The organism is Streptomyces winkii, assembly GCF_032248595.1.
GTDB classification, from domain to species: Bacteria; Actinomycetota; Actinomycetes; order Streptomycetales; family Streptomycetaceae; genus Streptomyces; species Streptomyces winkii.
Genome location: NZ_JASTTH010000002.1, coordinates 197,063 through 215,960, shown reverse-complemented (window position 1 = coordinate 215,960; position 18,898 = coordinate 197,063). Strand labels below are relative to the sequence as shown.

Here is an 18,898-nt window from a genome sequence, read left to right as displayed (position 1 = left end):
GCCTGGTCGGCGGGGCAGCCTGCCTCAAGTGGCGTACGGAGGCCGGTCGTCAGGGCTTGCGCCCGATGGCGCCGTACATGGCGATGTCCTCGTCGTTGACATGGTCGATGGTTCCCGGCTCGGGACGCCACTTGTGCATCTGGACCAGCCCGGGCTCCTCCAACTCCAGGCCGTCGACGAAGCGTTCGGCCTGAGCCCTCGTACGGAAGACCAGCGGCTCGCCGCGGGACTCGTACTCGCGTGAGACACCGGCCAGCACGACGGGGTTGAAGTCGTCGGTGGCGACGGTGATGGCCACGTAGCTGCCGGCGGGCATGGCGCCCACCAGGCGCTTGACGACCCGGTAGGCCTCGTCGTCGTCGAGGATGAAGTGCACGACGGAGACCAGGGTCAGGCCAACGGGCTCGTTCAGGTTCAGCGTCCGCTCGACCTCGGGGCTGGAGAGGATGGCCTCCGGGTCCCGCATGTCGGCGAGGACGAAGTCCGTACGGCCCTCACCGGCGCTGACCATCAGCGCCTCGGCGTGCACCAGCACGATGGGGTCGTTGTCGACGTAGACGATCCGCGCTCCGGGGTCGACCTGCTGAGCGACCTCGTGGAGATTGGGCCGGGTCGGGATGCCGGTGCCGATGTCGAGGAACTGGCGGATGCCCTTCTCCGCCGCGAGATACCGGACAGCACGGTGCATGAAGGAGCGACCGGCCTGCATATGGGTCCGCAGCGCCGGCCAGACCTCGAGCGCGGCGTCGCCCGCCTGCTTGTCGATCGGGTAGTAGTCCTTGCCGCCCAGGATGTAGTCGTAGATCCGGGCGCCGTGTGCACGCTGCGTGTCGAGGTCCATCTGTATGTCGTTGCGGTTCCGCTCGCCGCCGGCCGGCTCTCCACCTGGTGTCTCGGTCATCGGCGTACCTCGCATGGTGATGGGTCAGCGGTCCAACGGCCAGGGCACACAATACAGTTGGCCGGTTTTCCCGTTTCCCGGCTTCCCCGCTGATCCGCGAGCGGCTCGCGTCCTGAGGTGCGGCGGAAGCTTCAAGCGTCGCACGTCTGTCAATCGCAGTTGACACGGCCGCCTTGTCATCCTAAGTTGACAGCATGGCCGCATCGGACGCACGAGAAGCAGTGGATACAGCCGAGGCCGCCCTGAACAGCGATCCGGGCGTGGGGCTGCGGGCCGTCGCCGCGCTGCGGCGGCTGACCGAGCGCCTGGAGGTGCTCCAGGTCGACAGCGCCCGCGCGCAGGGCTGGTCCTGGGACGAGATCGGGGCCGCGCTCGGCGTGAGCAGGCAGGCCGTACACAAGAAGCACGCGAGGAGGTAGGCGGCGATGTTCGAACGTTTCACCCGGCCTGCACGGCAGGTCGTCGTGGGAGCACAGGAGGAGGCGCGGAGCCTCGGCCACGACTGGATCGGCACGGAGCACCTGCTGCTCGCCGCCTTGCGCCAGCCCGAACAGCCGGGAGCCGCGACGCTCGTACGGCTCGGCGTGAGCGAGGAGAACTGCCGGGCGGCCGTGTCGAGCGTGGTCGGCGGCGCGGACGGCGACAAGCTGGGCCCGGAGGACGCCGAAGCCCTCAAGGCGTTCGGGATCGATCTGGACGAGATCCGCCGGCGTGCCGAACGCGCCTTCGGCGACGGCGCGTTGGACGGCCCGGTGAGCGATCCGGGGGCCGGCGCCTCGCGCCGTCGGCGCCTGCTGAAGCGGAACCGGCGGGAGGAGAAGCGGGAGGGGAAGGAGGGTGGCCCGGGCGTCCCCGGCGCGACTCCCGGGCCGTCGGGGCACATCCGCTTCACCGGACGTGCCAAGAAGGCGCTGGAGCTGTCGCTGCGCGAAGCGATCGCACGCAAGGAGCGGCACATCGGCGTCGAGCACGTCGTGCTCGCGCTGCTGCGCGGCGACGACAAGATCTCGCAAGGGATGTTCCAGCAACTCGGGGTCGCGCCGAAGGAGATGCGCGATCTGGTACTGGCGGATCTGCGCTCGGCCGCGTGACGGGGTCCCTGCCGGGACGGGGTTCTGGGTTCTGGGCTCTGGTCCGGTTGCGGCCCGAGCGGGTCGCCGACGTCCCGTACCGGCTCAGCCGGGGTGCGCTCTCGGGGTGGTCGGGCCTACGGCCCGACTCCCGTCCATGCCAGGGAACTTGGCCCCGGGTTCCCACGTCCCGCGCAGGACCCTGACGCACCTGGTCAGGGGCAACAGGCCCAAGACCCAGAGCCGCCAACACGACTCAGCGGGCCGCGCCCGCGTCGGGCCGAAGGCCCGACTCCCGTCCATGCCAGGGAACTTGGCCCGGGGCTCCCACGTCCCGGGTAGGACCCTGACGCGCCTCGTCAGGCCAACAGGTCCCAGGTTCAGGACCACCCACCCCGCCCAGCGGGCCGTGCCCACATCGGGCCGAGCGCCCGACTCCCGCTCGTGCCGGGCGACTTGCTCCCGTGCACGGCTCCTCGGGCCCCTCGCGGGTCCCGTTCGGGGCAACAGCCCCGAGCCCAGGGCCACCGAGACCGCTCAGCGGGGGGCGCCCGCGTCGGGCAACGGTCCGGCGACCGTTCGCACGGGACTTGGCCCCGGGTTCCCACGTCCCGGGCAGGACCCTGACGCGCCTGGTCAGGGGCAACAGGCCCCAGACCAGGGGCCGCCGAACACCACTCCGCGGGGCGCGCCCACGTCGGGCCGAAGGCCCGACTCCCGTTCGCCCAACCGGACTTGGCCCAGGGGGCGTACCGCGCGGGTGCCCCCTGCTTCGGGCAGGCGCGGAGACCAGAGCGGCAGCGGGTCCCGCGGAGGGGGATCGGCGGCCCCGCCGAACTGTCGTGGATCCGCGTACAACCACTCGGCCATGTCGGGTGTCTTTCATGATGTCGGATTCTTCCGGGCAATAGCCCACAAGATTCGTCTGTCCTGATCCGTCATGCTTTATAGAACTTGAGGGGGAGTAATGCGTATTCGTTATGCAAAGACCGCCATAGCAGCGCTGACCTGCGCCATGCTGGCGGTCCCGGCGGGAGCCGCCTACGCGGGCAGCGGGCCCGCGCCCAAGCCGTCCGAGCGCGGCGTCGCCAAGTCCACCGCGCCGTCGGCCAAGGGGAACCCGGAGAGCAGGCTGGCCGAGGCCGCCGGAGTGTGCGACGACGCGTACCAGATCGGCACCACCGGATACGTGAAGCGCAGCGGCGTCACCATCGCCTCGGTCAAGCAGTTCTACTCGCCGGACTGCCAGGAGAACTACAGCTACGTATGGGTCTGGGACAGCTTCCGCAACACCGCGGGCGACTACGACGTCACCGCGGCCGTCTACAGCTACTCCCAGGACGAGGTGCTCGGCAGCAGGGCCTGGACGAACACCACGCAGCAGGAGTTCTGGTCCTACGGCACGGCCACGGTGTCCGAGTGCACCGCGGCCGTCGGTTCCGTGCGCAAGGCGGGCGACCCGACGCCCAACCACGGCGCCTCGTCGAAGCGTTGCTGAGCCTGCCCGGCAGCCTGCCCGGCTGACAGGGGTGCGGCGATGCTCCCTGTGCGGAGGTCCGTCCGCACGGGGAGCATCGTGTGTCCCGCACGTCATGCCGCCTGCGTAAGGCGGAGGCGTCAGACAGCGGACGCCATCCGCCGCACCGCCTCGTCCAGGATCTCCGGTGACGTCGCGATGTTGAGCCTCGCGTGCCCGGCGCCGCCGGTGCCGAAGGCCGGGCCCGGGATGAGCGCGACGCGGCCCCGGTCCAGGAAGGCCGCCGCCGGGTCGTCGCCGAGGTTCAGCGCGCGGCAGTCCAGCCACGCGAGGAACGTCCCCTCGTGGGAGCGGTAACCCACCTCCGGCAGATGCTCCTTGAGCAGATCGGCCAGCAGCCGCCGGTTCTCGTCCAGCCCGGCCAGCAGCGCCTCCAGCCAGGCGTCGCCGTGCCGCAGGGCCGCAGCGTGCGCGATCACCCCCAGGTGGCTGGGCCCGTGGCTGACCTCCTCCGGCATCCGGCCGAGGTCCTCGGCGGCCTCCGCGCCCGCGACGGCCATGGCCGCCTTCATCCCGGCCAGGTTCCACGCCTTGGACGCCGAGATGAGGGAGAAGGCGCGCTCCGTGCCGGGTACCGACAGATACGGCACGTGACGGGCACCGGGCAGCACGAGCGGTGCGTGGATCTCGTCGGCGACGACGCGTACGCCGCAGCTGTTGGCCAGTTCCGTGGCGGCGGCCAGCTCCTCGGCGGTGTGTACGGTGCTGGTGGGGTTGTGGGGGCTGCACAGCAGATACGCGGCAGCGCCGCCGTCCCCGTCCCCGCCCGTACGGAAGGCCGCGGCGAGGGTGTCCATGTCGAGCCGCCCCTCCGCGGTCAGCGGCGCCTCGACGACCCGGCGGTCCATGTGCGTCACGAACTGGTAAAAGGGCGGATAGACGGGCGAGTTGACGACGACGGCGTCTCCCGGCGAGGTGATCAGCTTGAGCACCTCGACGGCTCCGGTCATCACGTCCGGGACGATCGCCGCACGGTCCGGCCGCACTCTCCATCCCCAGTGCCGCTCGGCGAAGCCGTCCAGGGCCTCGATGTAGGAGTCCGCCATCGCATAGCCGCTGTCACCGGCGTCGACGGCCGCGTGCAGCGCCTCGGCGACCGGGGCGGCCAGGTGCACGTCCATCTCCGCGATCCACATGGGCAGCACGTCGTCCGGGTAGACGCGCCACTTCGCACTCGTACGGCGGCGCAGCTCGTCCAGGGAGCACTGCCGCAGCGGGTTGCTCACATAGGTGTCCACGGTCACCACGCTAGGGCGCTTCTCCTCGCGGCAGCAGACCGCCGTACGGCGACAGCACCGGGCGAAGGCCGCTGACGGCGGGTGAGGGCGGCATCTCGGCGCCGCCGCCCGTAGGGCATCATTCCGCTCATGGGGATAGTCGCCGGTCTGGAGAGCTCTGCCGAGTACACGCGCATCACCGTCTGCGACGCGGACTCGGGCGCCGTCGTCAAGCACGGGTACGCGGAGCATCCCGCCGAGCGCGACGATCCGCAGTCGTGGCTGCTGTCTCTCGGACGGGCCGCCGGCTCGGGCCAGTTCGCCGACGTCGAGGCCATCGGGGTGGCCGCCCAGCAGCAGGGGCTCATAGCACTGGACTCGGCGGGCAATCCCGTACGGGCCGCGCTGCTCGGCAACGACAGACGGATGCAGCCCGCGGCCGCCGATCTGGTGGACGCGCTGGGCGGCCGCCACGCGTGGGCGGAGGCGGTCGGCGCCGTGCCCGAGGCGGGCCATCCGATCTCCAAGCTCCGCTGGCTCGCCCGCAACGAGCCGCAGAACGCCGCCAGGGTCGCCGAGGTGCTACAGCCCCACGACTGGCTGGTGTGGCAGCTGATGGCCAGGCCGTCGCGGCGTACGACGGACCGCGGCGAGGCGTCCGGCACCGGCTACTGGTCGGCGGCCGTGGAGACCTACCGGCCCGACCTCGTCGAACTCGCCCTCGGCCACCGCGTCGCGCTGCCCGAGGTCGTCGGCCCCTCCGAACCCGCCGGGCGCACCCCCGAGGGCCTGCTGATCTCCGCCGGTACGGGCGAGACGATGGCCGCGGCCCTGGGCCTGGGGCTGGAGGTGGGCGACGCGGTGATCTCGCTCGGCGCCTCGGGCTCGGTCTGCGCCGTGCACCACGGGCCCCTGACCGACCCGAGCGGCACCATCACCTCGTACGCGGACGCCACCGGAATGCACATGCCCGCCGTGCGCACCCTCAACGCGACGCGCGTGCTGCGCGGTGCCGCCGAGATGCTCGGCACCGACGTGAAGGGGCTCTCGGATCTGGCGCAGCAGTCGACGCCCGGCGCGTACGGACTGGTGCTGCTGCCGTATCTGGAGGGCGAGCAGACCCCGGACCTGCCGCACACGGCGGGATCGCTGCACGGCCTGCGGCGCGAGAGCATGAAGCCCGAACACATGGCGCGCGCGGCCTTCGAGGGGATGCTGTGCGGGCTGGCCGACGCGCTCGACGTGCTGCGCGGCAGAGGCGTGCGGGTACGAAGACTCTTCCTGCTGGGCCCTGCCGCGGGGCTGCCCGCGGTGTACCTGGCGGCGCCCGCGCTCTTCGGCACGCAGGTCGTGGTGCCACGGCCCGCGGACTACGTCGCGATCGGCGCCGCACGGCAGGCGGCCTGGGCGCTCAGGGGCGGGGCGCAGCCGCCGCAGTGGCCGCCCGCCGAGTGCGAAGTGTTCGACCCCGGCGAGGACCTGGCCGCCGGGCAGGCGGTCCGGCAGCAGTACGTGACCGTACGCGAGGAGACCCATCCCGGCGCCTTCGGCGCCTGATGCGCCTGAGCGGCCGGGACCGCCGGCCTTGATGATCCGGGAGACCTCGGGACCTGCGCGGATTCAGCCGGCAGCGATCAGCACGGTCTTTGCCCGCAGTTGGGGGAGCCTCCGGGCCGGGCGCCGGAAAATGGGAATACACGGCCGCTGCCCCACGGGTAATGTCGATCGGCCGCGTTCGATCCGCACCGTCTTCGCATCGCCACCGCACACCTTCCGCACGCCACCGAACTCGACGCGCCGCAGGGCGGCGTGAGCCCTTCTTCTTCACGTCTTCACGGGGGACCTTTGTGCTGATACGTCTGCTCCGCGAGCATCTGGGCCCGTACCGGCGCCCGGTGACTGCGCTGGTTCTGCTGCAACTGGTGCAGACGTCCGCGACGCTCTATCTCCCCACGCTCAACGCGGACATCATCGACCACGGTGTCGTGCTGGGCGACACCGGCTACATCCTCACCTACGGCGCCGTCATGCTCGGCGTCTCCCTCGCGCAGGTCGTCTGCAACATCGGGGCCGTGCTCCTGGCGGCGCGCACCGCCGCGGCCGTCGGCAGGGACATCAGGGCGAGGGTCTTCGACCGCGTGCAGACGTTCTCCTCGCGCGAGGTGGGGCACTTCGGGCCGCCGTCCCTGATCACCCGCACCACGAACGACGTCCAGCAGGTGCAGATGCTGGTGCTGATGACCTTCACGCTGATGGTGTCGGCGCCGATCATGTGCGTCGGCGGCATCGTCATGGCGCTGGGTCAGGACGTGCCGCTCTCCTCCGTGCTGCTGGGCGTCGTGCCGGTGCTGGCCGTGCTGGTCGGCCTGATCGTGCGGAAGATGCGGCCGCTCTTCCGCACGATGCAGAAGCGGCTCGACGGCGTGAACCGGGTGCTGCGTGAGCAGATCGGCGGCATCCGCGTCATACGGGCCTTCGTCAAGGACGAGTACGAGCAGCGGCGCTTCCACGAGCACAACAGCGGGCTGACCGGTGTGCAGCTGCGCGCCGGGCGGCTGATGGCTCTGATGTTCCCGACCGTCATGACCGTCGTGAACGCCTCCAGCGTCGTGGTCGTCTGGTATGGCGCGCACCGTGTCGACAGCGGCGGAATGCAGATCGGGGCGCTCACGGCGTTCCTGTCGTACCTGATGCAGATCGTGATGTCCGTGATGATGGCCACCTTCATGTTCATGCTGGTCCCGCGCGCGGAGGTGTGCGCCGACCGCATCACGGAGGTGCTCGGCACCTCGTCGAGCGTGGTGCCGCCGTCCAAGCCCGTGCGGGCGCTGCGCGGCCATGGGGTGCTGGAGCTGCGCGGCGCCGGCTTCCGCTATCCGGGCGCGGAGGCGCCCGTGCTGCAAGGTGTCGATCTGCTGGCGCGGCCGGGCGAGACCACGGCGGTCATCGGCTCGACGGGCAGCGGCAAGTCGACGCTTCTGGGCCTGCTGCCGCGGCTGTTCGACGTCACCGAGGGCGCCGTGCTCGTCGGCGGCGAGGACGTACGGAGCCTCGATCCGCGGTTGCTCGCGAGCACCGTGGGGCTGGTGCCGCAGCACCCGTACCTCTTCTCCGGGACGGTCGCCTCGAATCTGCGCTACGGACGCCCGGACGCCTCGGACGACGAGCTGTGGGAGGCCCTGGAGACCGCGCAGGCACGGGAGTTCGTGGCGGCGATGGACGGCGGACTGAACGCCCCGATAGGCCAGGGCGGCAACAACGTCTCGGGCGGGCAGCGCCAACGGCTCGCCATCGCCCGCGTGTTGGTCCACCGGCCGGAGATATATCTCTTCGACGACTCCTTCTCCGCCCTCGACTACGCGACGGACGCGGCGCTGCGCACGGCGCTCGGCCGCAGGACGGCCGACGCGACCGTCCTCATCGTCGCCCAGCGCGTCGCGACGATCCGCGACGCGGACCGGATCCTCGTGCTGGACGAGGGCCGCGTCGTCGGCTCCGGTGGGCACCGCGAACTGATGGACGGCAACGAGACGTACCGGGAGATCGTGCTCTCCCAGCTCACCGAGGAGGAGGCAGCGTGAGCGGCCCCGGCAGAATGCTGGGCGGCGGTGCCCCGCCCCGGCGCGCAGGCGACTTCCGCGGATCGGCGAAGCGGTTGCTCGCGCAGTTCCGCCCCGAACGGGCCACGCTCACCGGCATGGTGGCGTTCGGCCTGCTCGGCGTCGGCTTCAGCGTGCTCGGCCCGAAGATCCTCGGCGAGGCCACCGACCTGATCTTCGCGGGCTTCATCGGCAAGCAGCTGCCCGGCGGGGTCAGCCGGGAGCAAGTGCTGGACCGCATGCGCAGCGAGGGCGACACGGGCGTCGCCGACATGCTCTCCGGCACGGACTTCACCCCCGGCCAGGGTCTCGACTTCGGCGCGCTCGGCCTAGTACTGCTGCTGGTGCTCGCGGTCTACGCGGTGGCGGGCGTGATGATGCTCGTCAGCGGCCGCCTGTCGGTCCGGGCGATCAACCACACCGTGTTCCGGTTGCGGGAGCAGGTGGAGGCGAAGCTGTCGCGGCTGCCGCTGTCGTACTTCGACAAGCAGACGCGCGGCGAGGTCCTCAGCCGCGTCACCAACGACATCGACAACATCGGCCAGACCCTTCAGCAGACCATGGGGCAGATCGTCAACTCCCTGCTCACCGTGGCGGGTGTGCTGGTGATGATGTTCTGGATCTCGCCGCTGCTGGCGCTCGTCGCGATGGTGACCGTGCCGCTGTCGCTGCTGGTGGCCACGCGCCTGGGCAAGCGGGCGCAGCCGCAGTTCGTGCGGCAGTGGTCGGACACGGGCAAGCTCAACGCCCATGTGGAGGAGATGTACACCGGGCACGCGCTGGTGAAGGTCTTCGGACGGCAGGAGGAGTCGGCCGCGGTCTTCCGCGAGCACAACGAGGCGCTGTACCAGGCGAGTTACAAGGCGCAGTTCGTCAGCGGCATCATGCAGCCGGCGATGATGTTCGTCGCGAACCTCAACTACGTGCTGGTGGCCGTGGCAGGCGGACTGCGGGTGGCCTCGGGTGCGCTGTCGATCGGCGACGTCCAGGCGTTCGTGCAGTACTCGCGGCAGTTCAGCCAGCCGCTCAACCAGATCGCCTCCATGGCCAACATGGTGCAGTCCGGAGTGGCCTCCGCGGAGCGCGTCTTCGAGATCCTCGACGCCGAGGAGCAGTCGCCGGAGCCGGCGGCCCCCGAGCGGCCCGCGGAGGTGCGCGGCCGCGTCGAGCTGGACCGCGTCTCCTTCCGCTACTCCCCCGACCGGCCCCTCATCGAGGATCTGTCGCTCACCGTCGAACCGGGCAGCACCGTGGCCATCGTCGGCCCGACCGGCGCCGGGAAGACCACGCTGGTCAATCTGCTGCTGCGCTTCTACGAGACGCGCAGCGGGCGGATACTCCTGGACGGAACGGACACCGCCGCCATGAACCGCGAAAACCTGCGCTCCCGCATAGGGATGGTCCTCCAGGACGCGTGGCTCTTCGGCGGCACCATCGCCGAGAACATCGCCTACGGCGCGCAGAGTTCGGGCCGGGAGCAGGTCGAGGAGGCGGCGCGCGCGGCACACGCCGACCGCTTCATACGGACCCTGCCCGACGGCTACGACACGGTGCTCGACGAGGACGGCACCGGCGTCAGCGCCGGCGAGAAGCAGCTGATCACCATCGCCCGCGCGTTCCTCTCCGACCCGGTCATCCTCGTGCTCGACGAGGCGACGAGCTCCGTCGACACCCGCACGGAGGTGCTCATCCAGCAGGCCATGGCGCGGCTGGCGCACGGCCGTACGAGCTTCGTCATCGCGCACCGGCTCTCCACGATCCGGGACGCCGACGTGATCCTGGTGATGGAGAACGGCTCGATCGTGGAACAGGGCGCGCACGGCGAGCTGTTGGCGGCCGGCGGCGCGTACGCGCGCCTGTACCAGGCGCAGTTCGCCGAGGCCGTGGCGGAGGTCGACTGAACTAAGCCCCAACTGGCCCGGGGCCGCGACGAGTTGACCCGGGTCCGGTCAGCCTGCTGCCGTCGGCGGGGGCCGCCGATGAGCGCCGGCGTCGGCCGCCTTGCGACCGTGGCTCTCAGTCGAGGTAGCCGCGCAGCTGGTCCGCGAAGGCGTGGTCGCGGAGCTTGCTGAGGGTCTTGGACTCGATCTGCCGTATCCGCTCCCGGGTCACGCCGAAGAGCGTGCCGATCTCCTCCAGGGTGCGCGGCCGGCCGTCGTCCAGCCCGTAGCGCAGCTGCACGACCTTGCGTTCGCGCTCGCCGAGCGTGGAGAGCACCGCTTCCAGGTGCTCGCGCAGCAGGAGGAAGGCCGCCGTCTCGACGGGTGAGGGCGCGTCGCCGTCCTCGATGAGGTCGCCGAAGTTGACGTCCTCCTCCTCGCCGACCGGGGCGTGCAGCGAGACCGGTTCCTGCGCGAGGCGCAGCACCTCGCTGACGCGTTCGCCGGTGAGGTCGAGATGCGCGGCGACCTCGTCGGGCGTCGGTTCGCTGCCGCGCTCCTGGAGCAGCCGGCGCTGGACGCGTACGACCCGGTTGATCAACTCGACGACGTGCACGGGGACTCGGATCGTGCGGGCCTGGTCCGCGAGAGCGCGGGACATCGCCTGCCGGATCCACCAGGTCGCGTACGTCGAGAACTTGTAGCCGCGGGCGTAGTCGAACTTCTCGACTGCCCGAATCAGTCCGAGGTTTCCCTCCTGCACCAGGTCCAGCATGGTCAGTCCGCGCCCGACGTACCGCTTCGCGACGGAGACGACGAGCCGGAGGTTCGCCTCTATCAGACGGCGCTTGGCGATCCGGCCCATCACGACGAGCTGGTCCAGCTCGTGGGCGAGGCTGCCGTCGGGGTGGGTCGCGGGGTCGGTGAGCTTCTCCTCGGCGAAGAGACCCGCCTCCACACGGCGCGCGAGCTCGACCTCCTCGGCGGCCGTCAGCAGCGGGATGCGGCCGATCTCGCGCAGATACTGCCGGAAGAGATCGGCGGAGGCGCCGCTGCCGGGAGCCTCCTGCCTGTCGCTGTGGGGCTCGTCCTTCTCCTGCTGGGCGGGGGCGTCGGTCCCGGGCTGCGGCACCGGGGCGAGATGTGCCGCGCGCGCGGCGGGAGTTCGTACGGGCGGAGGCTGGACGGGCGGAGGCGCGGACGCGGATGCGGGAACGGGCGCGGGAGCGGCTGCGGTTGCGGCTGCCGGCGCCGCAACCGTCGGGGCGGCGGGAGGAGCCGCGCTGGTCAGGGTCCGGGTCTGCACGGGGGCGACCTCCAGTGTGCTCGCTGCCGGTTCGGGGGGCGGCGTACATGCTGTTCGGATCCGCGGGGGACTCTCCGGCACGTGCGGCCGGCGCATGCCCCGCGCCGAGGACTCAAGCACCGCCCACCAGTGTGCGGTACGACACACTCCGCCCACGAGGGTCGTGCGCCCGGTTTTTGAGATGGACGGTGACTTTTCGCATACGTACGGCTACGAACCACTGGCCCGGGAGAGAGCCCGGACGAGCGCGCAACGAAAGGGGCGCCAGTGGCGCCACCGGCAGGGGAAGCCCTCCACGGGAGGACCTACAGGGCCGCGGCGCCCCGTTCCTGGAGGGAGCGGCCGTACTGCGTGAGCGTCCAGATCTCCTGCCGCACGGCGGCCGAACGCTCGTAGTCGCGCTGGGCCTCCAGGCGCCGGGCGCTGCCTTCGAGGTCGGCGATGCGGGCGTTGACGGCGGCGAGGCGGACGGCGACGAGCTGCGTCCCCGCGTACATCTCGTCCGGTTCGCGGCCGCGTGCGCTGCGCAGCGGCTCGACGACGAGTTCGTGTACGAGCGCCCGCACGGTGTCGTCGGGGGCGGCGGCGCGGACCCGGCTCAGAAAGTCGTCGTCGCCGGCGGCGTCGCTCACGCCGCCCGCGGCCTCGATGGTCTCTCGCACCGCTGCGTACGGCGGGGCGGTGAACTCGTCCGCGCCGTAGGCGTCGAAGGCCGGTGCGACCAACTCGGGCCACTGGAGGGCGAGTTTGAGCAGCTCCCGCTCCACGCGGTGCGCGGGGCTGCGGAGGTTGAGCGCCGGACCGCCGCCCTGGGCGGACGCGGAAGCGGGGCGGCCGGTCTGCGCGGCGGAACCCTCAGCGGCGCCTGCGCGGGCCGCCCCCGGTCTGGGCGCGCCCGTGCCCTGCGTGCGCCGCCGCGCGAGCTGGCCGAGGCGCCGCACCACGAACTGCGTGTCGAGGATGCCGAGTAGGCCGGCGAGACGCACCGCGTACTCGTGCTGGATCGCGGGGTCCTTGATCTGCGCGACGGCGGGCGCGGCCTGCTCCAGCGCGGCCGAACGGCCCTCCGCCGTATCGAGGTTGTGCTGCGCGACGATCGAGCGGATCGCGAACTCGAAGAGCGGCGAGCGGTCTTCGACGACCTTCGCCACCGCCTCGTCGCCCTCGGCCATCCGCAGCTCGCACGGGTCCATGCCCTGCGGCGTGATCGCGATGGAGGTGCGGGCCGCGAACTTCTGGTCGTCCTCGAACGCGCGCAGCGCGGCCTTCTGGCCGGCGGCGTCGCCGTCGAAGGTGAAGATGACCTCCGAGCCCGAGTTGTCCATCAGGAGCCTGCGGAGGATCTTGATGTGGCCCTCGCCGAAGGACGTGCCGCTCGTGGCGATGGCGGTGGTGACACCGGCGAGGTGGCAGGCCATGACGTCCGTGTAGCCCTCGACGACGACCGCGCGGTTGGCTTTCGCGATGTCCTTCTTGGCGAGGTCGATGCCGTACAGCACCTGGGACTTGTGGTAGATCGGCGTCTCGGGGGTGTTGAGGTACTTCGGGCCGTTGTCGTCGTCGCGCAGCTTGCGGGCGCCGAAGCCTACGACGTCGCCGGTGATGTCTCGGATGGGCCACATCAGCCGGCCGCGGAAACGGTCGATGGGCCGCCCGTTGCGCGCCTCCTGGGCGAGCCCGGAGGCCGTCAGCTCGCGGTCGGAGAAGCCCTTGCCGCGCAGGAAGCGCACGAGGTGGTCCCAGCCGGCGGGGGCGTAGCCGATGCCGAAGTGCTCCGCCGCGGACTGGTCGAAGCCGCGCTCGGTCAGGAAGCGGCGGCCCGTCTCGGCCTCGGCGCTCTGCAACTGCTCGGCGTAGAACCGGGCGGCGGCCTTGTGTGCCTCGACCAGGCGGGTCCGCTCGCCCTGCTGGCTGGCCCGGCCGTAGCCCCCCTCCTCGTACCGCAGCGTGATGCCCGCCTGCCCGGCGAGGCGCTCGACGGCCTCCGAGAAGGAGAGATGGTCGACCCGCATCACGAAGTCGAGGGTGTCGCCGCCCTGCTGGCAGCCGAAGCAGTGGAAGAGGCCCTTGGCCGGACTGACGTGGAACGAGGGCGACTTCTCGTCGTGAAACGGGCACAGCCCCTTGAGATTGCCGCCGCCGGCGTTGCGCAGCTGGAGATACTCGGAGACCACGGTGTCGATGGGGACCGCCCCCCGCACCGCCTTCACGTCCTCGTCGTTGATCCTGCCCGCCACACCGGAATTGTACGGCCGGCCGCCGACACGTCTTCCGGCCCGGGCGGGGCCGGGACCGCTGCTCGGGCCGCTCCCCGCCCGGCGCGACCTGCCGCAGGCGCCCACGTCGCACCGTCCGCACGCGGCTCGCGGCGGCGGACGCTGGCGGCGCCGCTGCCCCACACACACTGCGCGTCACACACTGCGCGTCGCGAACTCGCCCCCGGCCCCCGGGCGGTGCCCGTCAGGCCTTCTGTGCTTCCTTGTCCTCGCCGTCGCCGTCGCCGTCGCCGTCGCCGTCGCCGCCGCCGAGTTCGGCGAGCGGCACCCCCGGATCGGCGAGCGCCTCGGGCTCGACGGGCGTGCCGGAGCGGATCAGGTCCTGCACGGCGCCCGTCACGTCCCAGACGTTGACGTTCAGCCCGGCCAGTACGCGGTTCTCGCGCAGCCAGAAGGCGATGAACTCCCGCTTGGCGACGTCCCCGCGGCAGACCACCTGGTCGTAGGTGCCGGGCGGCGCGTAGCCCGAGTACTCCAGGCCCACGTCGTACTGGTCGGAGAAGAAGTACGGCACCCGGTCGTAGACGACGTCCCGTCCGAGCATCGAACGGGCCGCGGCCGGGCCGCTGTTGAGGGCGTTCGCCCAGTGCTCGACGCGCAGCGACGTGCCCCACGGGGTCTCCCGCAGCGACGCGACGTCACCTGCCGCGTGGATGTCCGGGTCGGAGGTGCGCAGCGCGGAGTCGACGGCGACGCCGCCGCCCGGCCCGTCCGCGAGCTCCAGCCCGGCCGCCTCGGCGAGAGCCGTGCGCGGAGCGGCGCCGATGGCCGCGAGCACGTCGTGGGCGGGGTGTTCGTCGCCGTCGTCCGTGCGTGCGGCCTGCACCATGCCGTCGCTGCCGGCGATCTCGGACAGCCGCGCCCCGAAGTGGAAGCGCACGCCGTGCTCCTGGTGGAGGTCGGCGAAGAGCATGCCCATCTCGGGGCCGAGCACGGAGTACAGGGGCGTCGGCTCCGGTTCGACGACGGTGACCTCCGCCCCGTACACCCTTGCTGCCGCGGCGACTTCGAGCCCGATCCAGCCGGCGCCGGCGATGACGAGGTGGCCGTTCTCCTGCCCGAGTGCGGTGAGGCGGCCGCGCAGCCGGTCGGCGTGTGCGAGGCGGCGCAGATGGTGCACGGAGGCGAGGGAGGTGCCGGGGACGTCCAGGCGGCGCGGTTCGGCGCCGGTGGCGAGCAGCAGCTTGTCGTAGTGGAGGCGGGTGCCGTCGCCGAGTTCCACGCTCTTGGCGCGGCGGTCGAGGCGTACGACGGTCTGACCCAGGTGGAGTTCGATGTCGGCGCCCGCGTACCAGGCCGGTTCGTGCACGAAGACGCTCTCGCGCTCGTCGGAGCCGGCCAGATATCCCTTGGACAGGGGCGGACGTTCGTAGGGGTGGTCGCGCTCGTCGCCGATCAGGATGACCCGGCCGGTGAAGCCTTCGGCACGCAGCGCCTCCGCGGCTTTCGACCCCGCGAGCCCTCCGCCGACGATGACGAACGTCCGGTGTGCGTCGACCACTTGATTCCTCCTCGCTGACCTGACCCCCCGACTGAAACGTCCACTTGCGAGCGTCCCGCATCGGGCGGGCAGCGGGAAGAGGCCCCGGGCAGGTGGCGGGCACAACCGGACACGAACGGGTCATGGGACGGCCGCGGCCGGGCGGTACGGCGGCGGCATACGGGCGCCGTGCGCTGCCGCGACGCGGAACGGGCCCGCGTGGCCGCGGCGGTCAGGCGCGCGCCCGGGTGAGGCGGCCGTGAAGGGAGCGCGCCGAGACGTCCGTCAGCGCGGCGATCTGGTCGACGACCACACGCAGCCGGGCCGCGTCGTCCTCCGCCTCCCCGAACAGGGCCCGGAACTGCGGATCGAGCCCCTCGGGAGCGCGCGTGGTCAGCGCGTCCGCGAGCTCGCCGAGCACCACGCGCTGGTCGGCGCGCAGCCGCTCCAGGTCCGGACGCTGCATCACATAGCGGTCGGCGACGGCCTTGAGCACGGCGCACTCCAGCCGGACGCCGCGCGGCACGACGAGTTCCGCGGCGTAGCGGGTGAGCGGTCCGGAGCCGTACGCGGCGCGCGTCGCGCCCTCGGCCGCGAGGCAGAAGCGGCCGATGAGCTGGCTCGTGGCGTCCTTGAGGCGGGCCTGCGCGACGGCGGACCCGTCGTAGCTGTGCGGCCACCACTCCTGCTCCAGCAACCGGTCGAGCGCCTCGGCGAGTTCGTCGTGCGCGGCGTCGGGTGCGTAGCGGCCCGCGGCGACGGCGAAGATGTCGCGGCGCTCGGGCTCGGCGAGCAGCACGTTGGGGTCGAGGTGGCCCGCGTGCAGACCGTCCTCGACGTCGTGCACGGAGTAGGCGACGTCGTCGGACCAGTCCATGACCTGCGCCTCGAAGCACGTACGGTCGCCGGGCGAGCCGCGCCGGATCCAGTGGAAGACGGGCAGGTCGTCCTCGTAGACGCCGAACTTGTGCGAGGCGGGGTCGGTGGGGTGGGAGCCGCGCGCCCAGGGGTACTTGGTGGCGGCGTCGAGCGCGGCGCGGGTGAGGTTGAGGCCGACGGGGATGCGGAGGGTCCGCCGGCCGGATGCGTCCCCGTCCTGGTGCGCGGCCGCCGGGTCCGGGCCGTGCGCGAACTCCGGGGCGACGCCTCGTGCGGCGGCGGCGTCGGCGCCCTCGGCGGGATCCACCTCCAGGAAGCGCTTCGGCTCCAGCCGGGAGAGCAGCCGCAGCGACTGCGCGTTGCCCTCGAACCCGCCGCAGGGCGCGGCGATCTCGCTCAGCACGCGCTCGCCGTTGTGCCCGAACGGGGGGTGCCCGAGGTCGTGCGCGAGGCACGCCGTCTCGACCAGGTCGGGGTCGCAGCCGAGGGCCGCTCCCAGCTCCCGTCCGACCTGTGCGCACTCCAATGAGTGGGTGAGGCGGGTGCGCGGGCTGGCGTCCCACGCCTGTGCGCTGGTGCCGGGCGCGACGACCTGGGTCTTGCCGGCGAGCCGCCGCAGCGCGGCCGAGTGCAGCACACGCGCACGGTCGCGCTGGAACGCGGTGCGGCCCGGCCGCTTGTCGGGCTCGGGCGCCCAGCGCTCGATGTCGGCTGGGCCGTAGGGGCCGGGCGCACCGCCGGGCCCGGAGCCCGTGCCACCGCCCGGGGTGGTGCCGGTGCCCGTGCCGTGGGCCTCTGTGTCGTACGTGCCGTGCATACGCCGACGGTAGCGGCAGGCCGGGTGCGCACGGCCGGCACGTTGGACGTCCGCGCCGCGGCCCTGCGGGCCGGTCGGTCCGCAGGGCCGCAGGGCCGTCGGCCCGTCTGTCCGTCTGTCCGTCTGTCCGTCGGTCCGTCGGTCCGTCGGTCCGTTCAGCGGATGACGTACGCATCCTCGCTCCTCGCCCGGCCCTTCCCCGGATATCCGGAGCCGGTCCCCGACTCCTCTGGTCTTCTTGGGAGCTTGATGGTGTATTGGGTCCTCGTATCGAACGTGGGGGGCTTGGGTGGATCCGCTGCGGCCCAGCGATCCGAGGCGCGTCGGCAAGTACCAGCTGGTGGGGCGGCTCGGCGAAGGCGGCATGGGGCAGGTGTTCTTCGGTCGTTCCCCAGGGGGACGTCCGGTCGCGGTGAAGCTGATCCGGTACGAATACGCTCACCGCGAGCGGTTCCGCGCCCGGTTCGCCCGCGAGGTCGAGGCCGCCCGCAGGGTCGGGGGGTTCCACACCACACTGGTCGTCGACGCCGATCCCGGCGCCGATCCGCCGTGGATGGCCACCGCGTACATCCCCGGCCCTTCGCTGCACGGTGCCGTGACCGAGCACGGTCCCCTCGCCACGCGGGCCGTACGGACTCTGGGCGCCGGGCTCGCGGAGGGGCTGGCCGCCATCCACGCGTGCGGTTTGGTGCACCGGGATCTCAAACCGGGCAACGTGATCCTGGCCGCCGACGGTCCCAGAATCATCGACTTCGGCATCGCCAGCGCGCAGGATGCCAGCAGGATGACCGCGACCGGCGCCGTCCTGGGCACCTACGCCTACATGTCTCCGGAACAGGTGAACGGCCATCCGCCCGAAGCCGCCGGCGACGTGTTCGCCCTCGGCGCGGTCCTGGGATTCGCGGCCACCGGTCGCAGCCCGTTTGACGCCGAGTCGATTCCCGCCATCCTCCGCCGCATCGCCGGCGAACAGCCCGATCTGGGCGATGTCGCCGTGGAGGGCGAGCTTCGCGAGTTGATCGTCGCCTGCCTGGCGAAGGACCCCGCCGCCCGGCCTCCGCTGGCCGACGTGCTCGACCGGCTGGCCGGCCCCTGGCCGAGTGCGGACTGGCTGCCTCCCGCCGTGATGGACATGATCGCCTCCACGGAGTCCGAGTCCGCCTGCGCACTGGCCTCGGAAGCGGAGGCACCGGGCCACGGGCCGCATGGGCTGCACGGGATGCACGGGATGCACGGGCAGACCACGGTGGAATCCGCTGCCGCGGACCCCGACCCCGGCCCCGGCCCCGGCCCCGGCCCCGGGGAATCAACCTCCGGGGAGCCCGCCTCCGGGAATCCCGCCTCGGGACGCGGGATTCCGCGCCGTGCCGTGCTGCTCACCGGGCTCGTGGCATGCCTGGTCGCCGTTGTCACGGGGGCGACGCTCCTCGTTCCCCCCGATTCCGACGAGCCCTCGGCGGACTCCAAGCGCATCGTCACCGACGACGGCCGCGCGTTCGGGCCCGGCGGATGGAGCCAGTTCGAAGTGACGGTCGATCCGGACAACACCGGCGTGCGTCTGACGCGCCGTCTCGATTCCAGCGTCTCCGGGCAGCGCGCGTCGATCTCCGTGAACGGCGAACGGGCCGGATTCTGGGAGCCTTTGGGGAGAGCCCTCACCAGATGGGCGGATCAGACCGTCGAGCTGTCGAAGTCGTCCACGAAGGGCCGCAGAACTCTCACCATCAGGAACACCTTCGAATCCTCGACAAAAGACTTCAACGAGTTCACGTACTTCGTGGATCACAAAATCGACGGTGCCTGGCGCCGTGCCGACGTGGTCGACATCGGACCCGGTCACCGCGCCGAGGAAAAGGCGCATGGATACCGCATCAAGAGGAAGGCCTGGGAGGGAACGCGGTCGTTCAGTTACCGGCGTGGCTGACCGGCGATCAGG

General features: G+C 71.8%; 13 protein-coding genes. 7 read left to right on the top strand and 6 right to left on the bottom strand.

Going from position 1 to position 18,898, the window contains the following annotated elements:
• Positions 1–49: 49 nt before the first annotated feature.
• Entirely contained in the window at positions 50–841 is a 792-nt protein-coding gene (locus QQM67_RS05290) for an SAM-dependent methyltransferase (protein ID WP_314172980.1), read from the bottom strand.
• A 254-nt stretch (positions 842–1,095) separates the two neighbouring features.
• On the opposite strand from QQM67_RS05290, the gene QQM67_RS05285 reads away from it, so the two are divergent.
• The 3 genes from QQM67_RS05285 (at position 1,096) to QQM67_RS05270 (ending at position 3,469) form a co-directional block, all read left to right on the top strand.
• Entirely contained in the window at positions 1,096–1,320 is a 225-nt protein-coding gene (locus QQM67_RS05285; RefSeq protein WP_314172413.1) for a hypothetical protein, read from the top strand.
• 6 nt (positions 1,321–1,326) lie between these two features.
• Positions 1,327–1,992: a Clp protease N-terminal domain-containing protein gene (locus tag QQM67_RS05275; protein ID WP_399065363.1), complete on the top strand. Its 666-nt coding sequence runs from the start codon at positions 1,327–1,329 to the stop codon at positions 1,990–1,992.
• 946 nt (positions 1,993–2,938) lie between these two features.
• Complete coding sequence (locus QQM67_RS05270; protein ID WP_314172412.1) at positions 2,939–3,469, top strand: hypothetical protein; 531 nt, start codon at positions 2,939–2,941, stop codon at positions 3,467–3,469.
• Positions 3,470–3,588: 119 nt separating this feature from the next.
• On the opposite strand, the gene QQM67_RS05265 is transcribed toward QQM67_RS05270, so the two are convergent.
• Positions 3,589–4,746: a MalY/PatB family protein gene (locus QQM67_RS05265; RefSeq protein WP_314172411.1), complete on the bottom strand. Its 1,158-nt coding sequence runs from the start codon at positions 4,744–4,746 to the stop codon at positions 3,589–3,591.
• Between the two features lie 129 nt (positions 4,747–4,875).
• On the opposite strand from QQM67_RS05265, the gene QQM67_RS05260 reads away from it, so the two are divergent.
• The 3 genes from QQM67_RS05260 to QQM67_RS05250 all read left to right on the top strand — a co-directional run bounded on the left by QQM67_RS05260 (position 4,876) and on the right by QQM67_RS05250 (position 10,225).
• Complete coding sequence (locus QQM67_RS05260) at positions 4,876–6,282, top strand: FGGY family carbohydrate kinase (RefSeq protein WP_314172410.1); 1,407 nt, start codon at positions 4,876–4,878, stop codon at positions 6,280–6,282.
• A 290-nt stretch (positions 6,283–6,572) separates the two neighbouring features.
• Positions 6,573–8,306: an ABC transporter ATP-binding protein gene (locus QQM67_RS05255; protein WP_314172409.1), complete on the top strand. Its 1,734-nt coding sequence runs from the start codon at positions 6,573–6,575 to the stop codon at positions 8,304–8,306.
• A gap of 14 nt (positions 8,307–8,320) precedes the next feature.
• Complete coding sequence (locus QQM67_RS05250) at positions 8,321–10,225, top strand: ABC transporter transmembrane domain-containing protein (protein WP_399065783.1); 1,905 nt, start codon at positions 8,321–8,323, stop codon at positions 10,223–10,225.
• Positions 10,226–10,340: 115 nt separating this feature from the next.
• Here QQM67_RS05250 and QQM67_RS05245 read toward each other — a convergent pair whose 3' ends face one another.
• From QQM67_RS05245 to QQM67_RS05230, 4 genes are all read right to left on the bottom strand, one after another.
• On the bottom strand, positions 10,341–11,606 hold the full coding sequence (locus QQM67_RS05245; protein ID WP_314172978.1) for an RNA polymerase sigma factor: 1,266 nt from the start codon (positions 11,604–11,606) through the stop codon (positions 10,341–10,343).
• Between the two features lie 209 nt (positions 11,607–11,815).
• On the bottom strand, positions 11,816–13,747 hold the full coding sequence (gene dnaG, locus QQM67_RS05240) for a DNA primase (protein WP_314172407.1): 1,932 nt from the start codon (positions 13,745–13,747) through the stop codon (positions 11,816–11,818).
• A gap of 223 nt (positions 13,748–13,970) precedes the next feature.
• Complete coding sequence (locus QQM67_RS05235; RefSeq protein ID WP_314172406.1) at positions 13,971–15,287, bottom strand: NAD(P)/FAD-dependent oxidoreductase; 1,317 nt, start codon at positions 15,285–15,287, stop codon at positions 13,971–13,973.
• A gap of 211 nt (positions 15,288–15,498) precedes the next feature.
• On the bottom strand, positions 15,499–16,962 hold the full coding sequence (locus QQM67_RS05230) for a deoxyguanosinetriphosphate triphosphohydrolase (protein WP_314172405.1): 1,464 nt from the start codon (positions 16,960–16,962) through the stop codon (positions 15,499–15,501).
• Positions 16,963–17,251: 289 nt separating this feature from the next.
• On the opposite strand from QQM67_RS05230, the gene QQM67_RS05225 reads away from it, so the two are divergent.
• Positions 17,252–18,886, top strand: a complete 1,635-nt coding sequence (locus QQM67_RS05225) for a serine/threonine-protein kinase (protein WP_314172404.1) — start codon at positions 17,252–17,254, stop codon at positions 18,884–18,886.
• Positions 18,887–18,898: the final 12 nt, after the last annotated feature.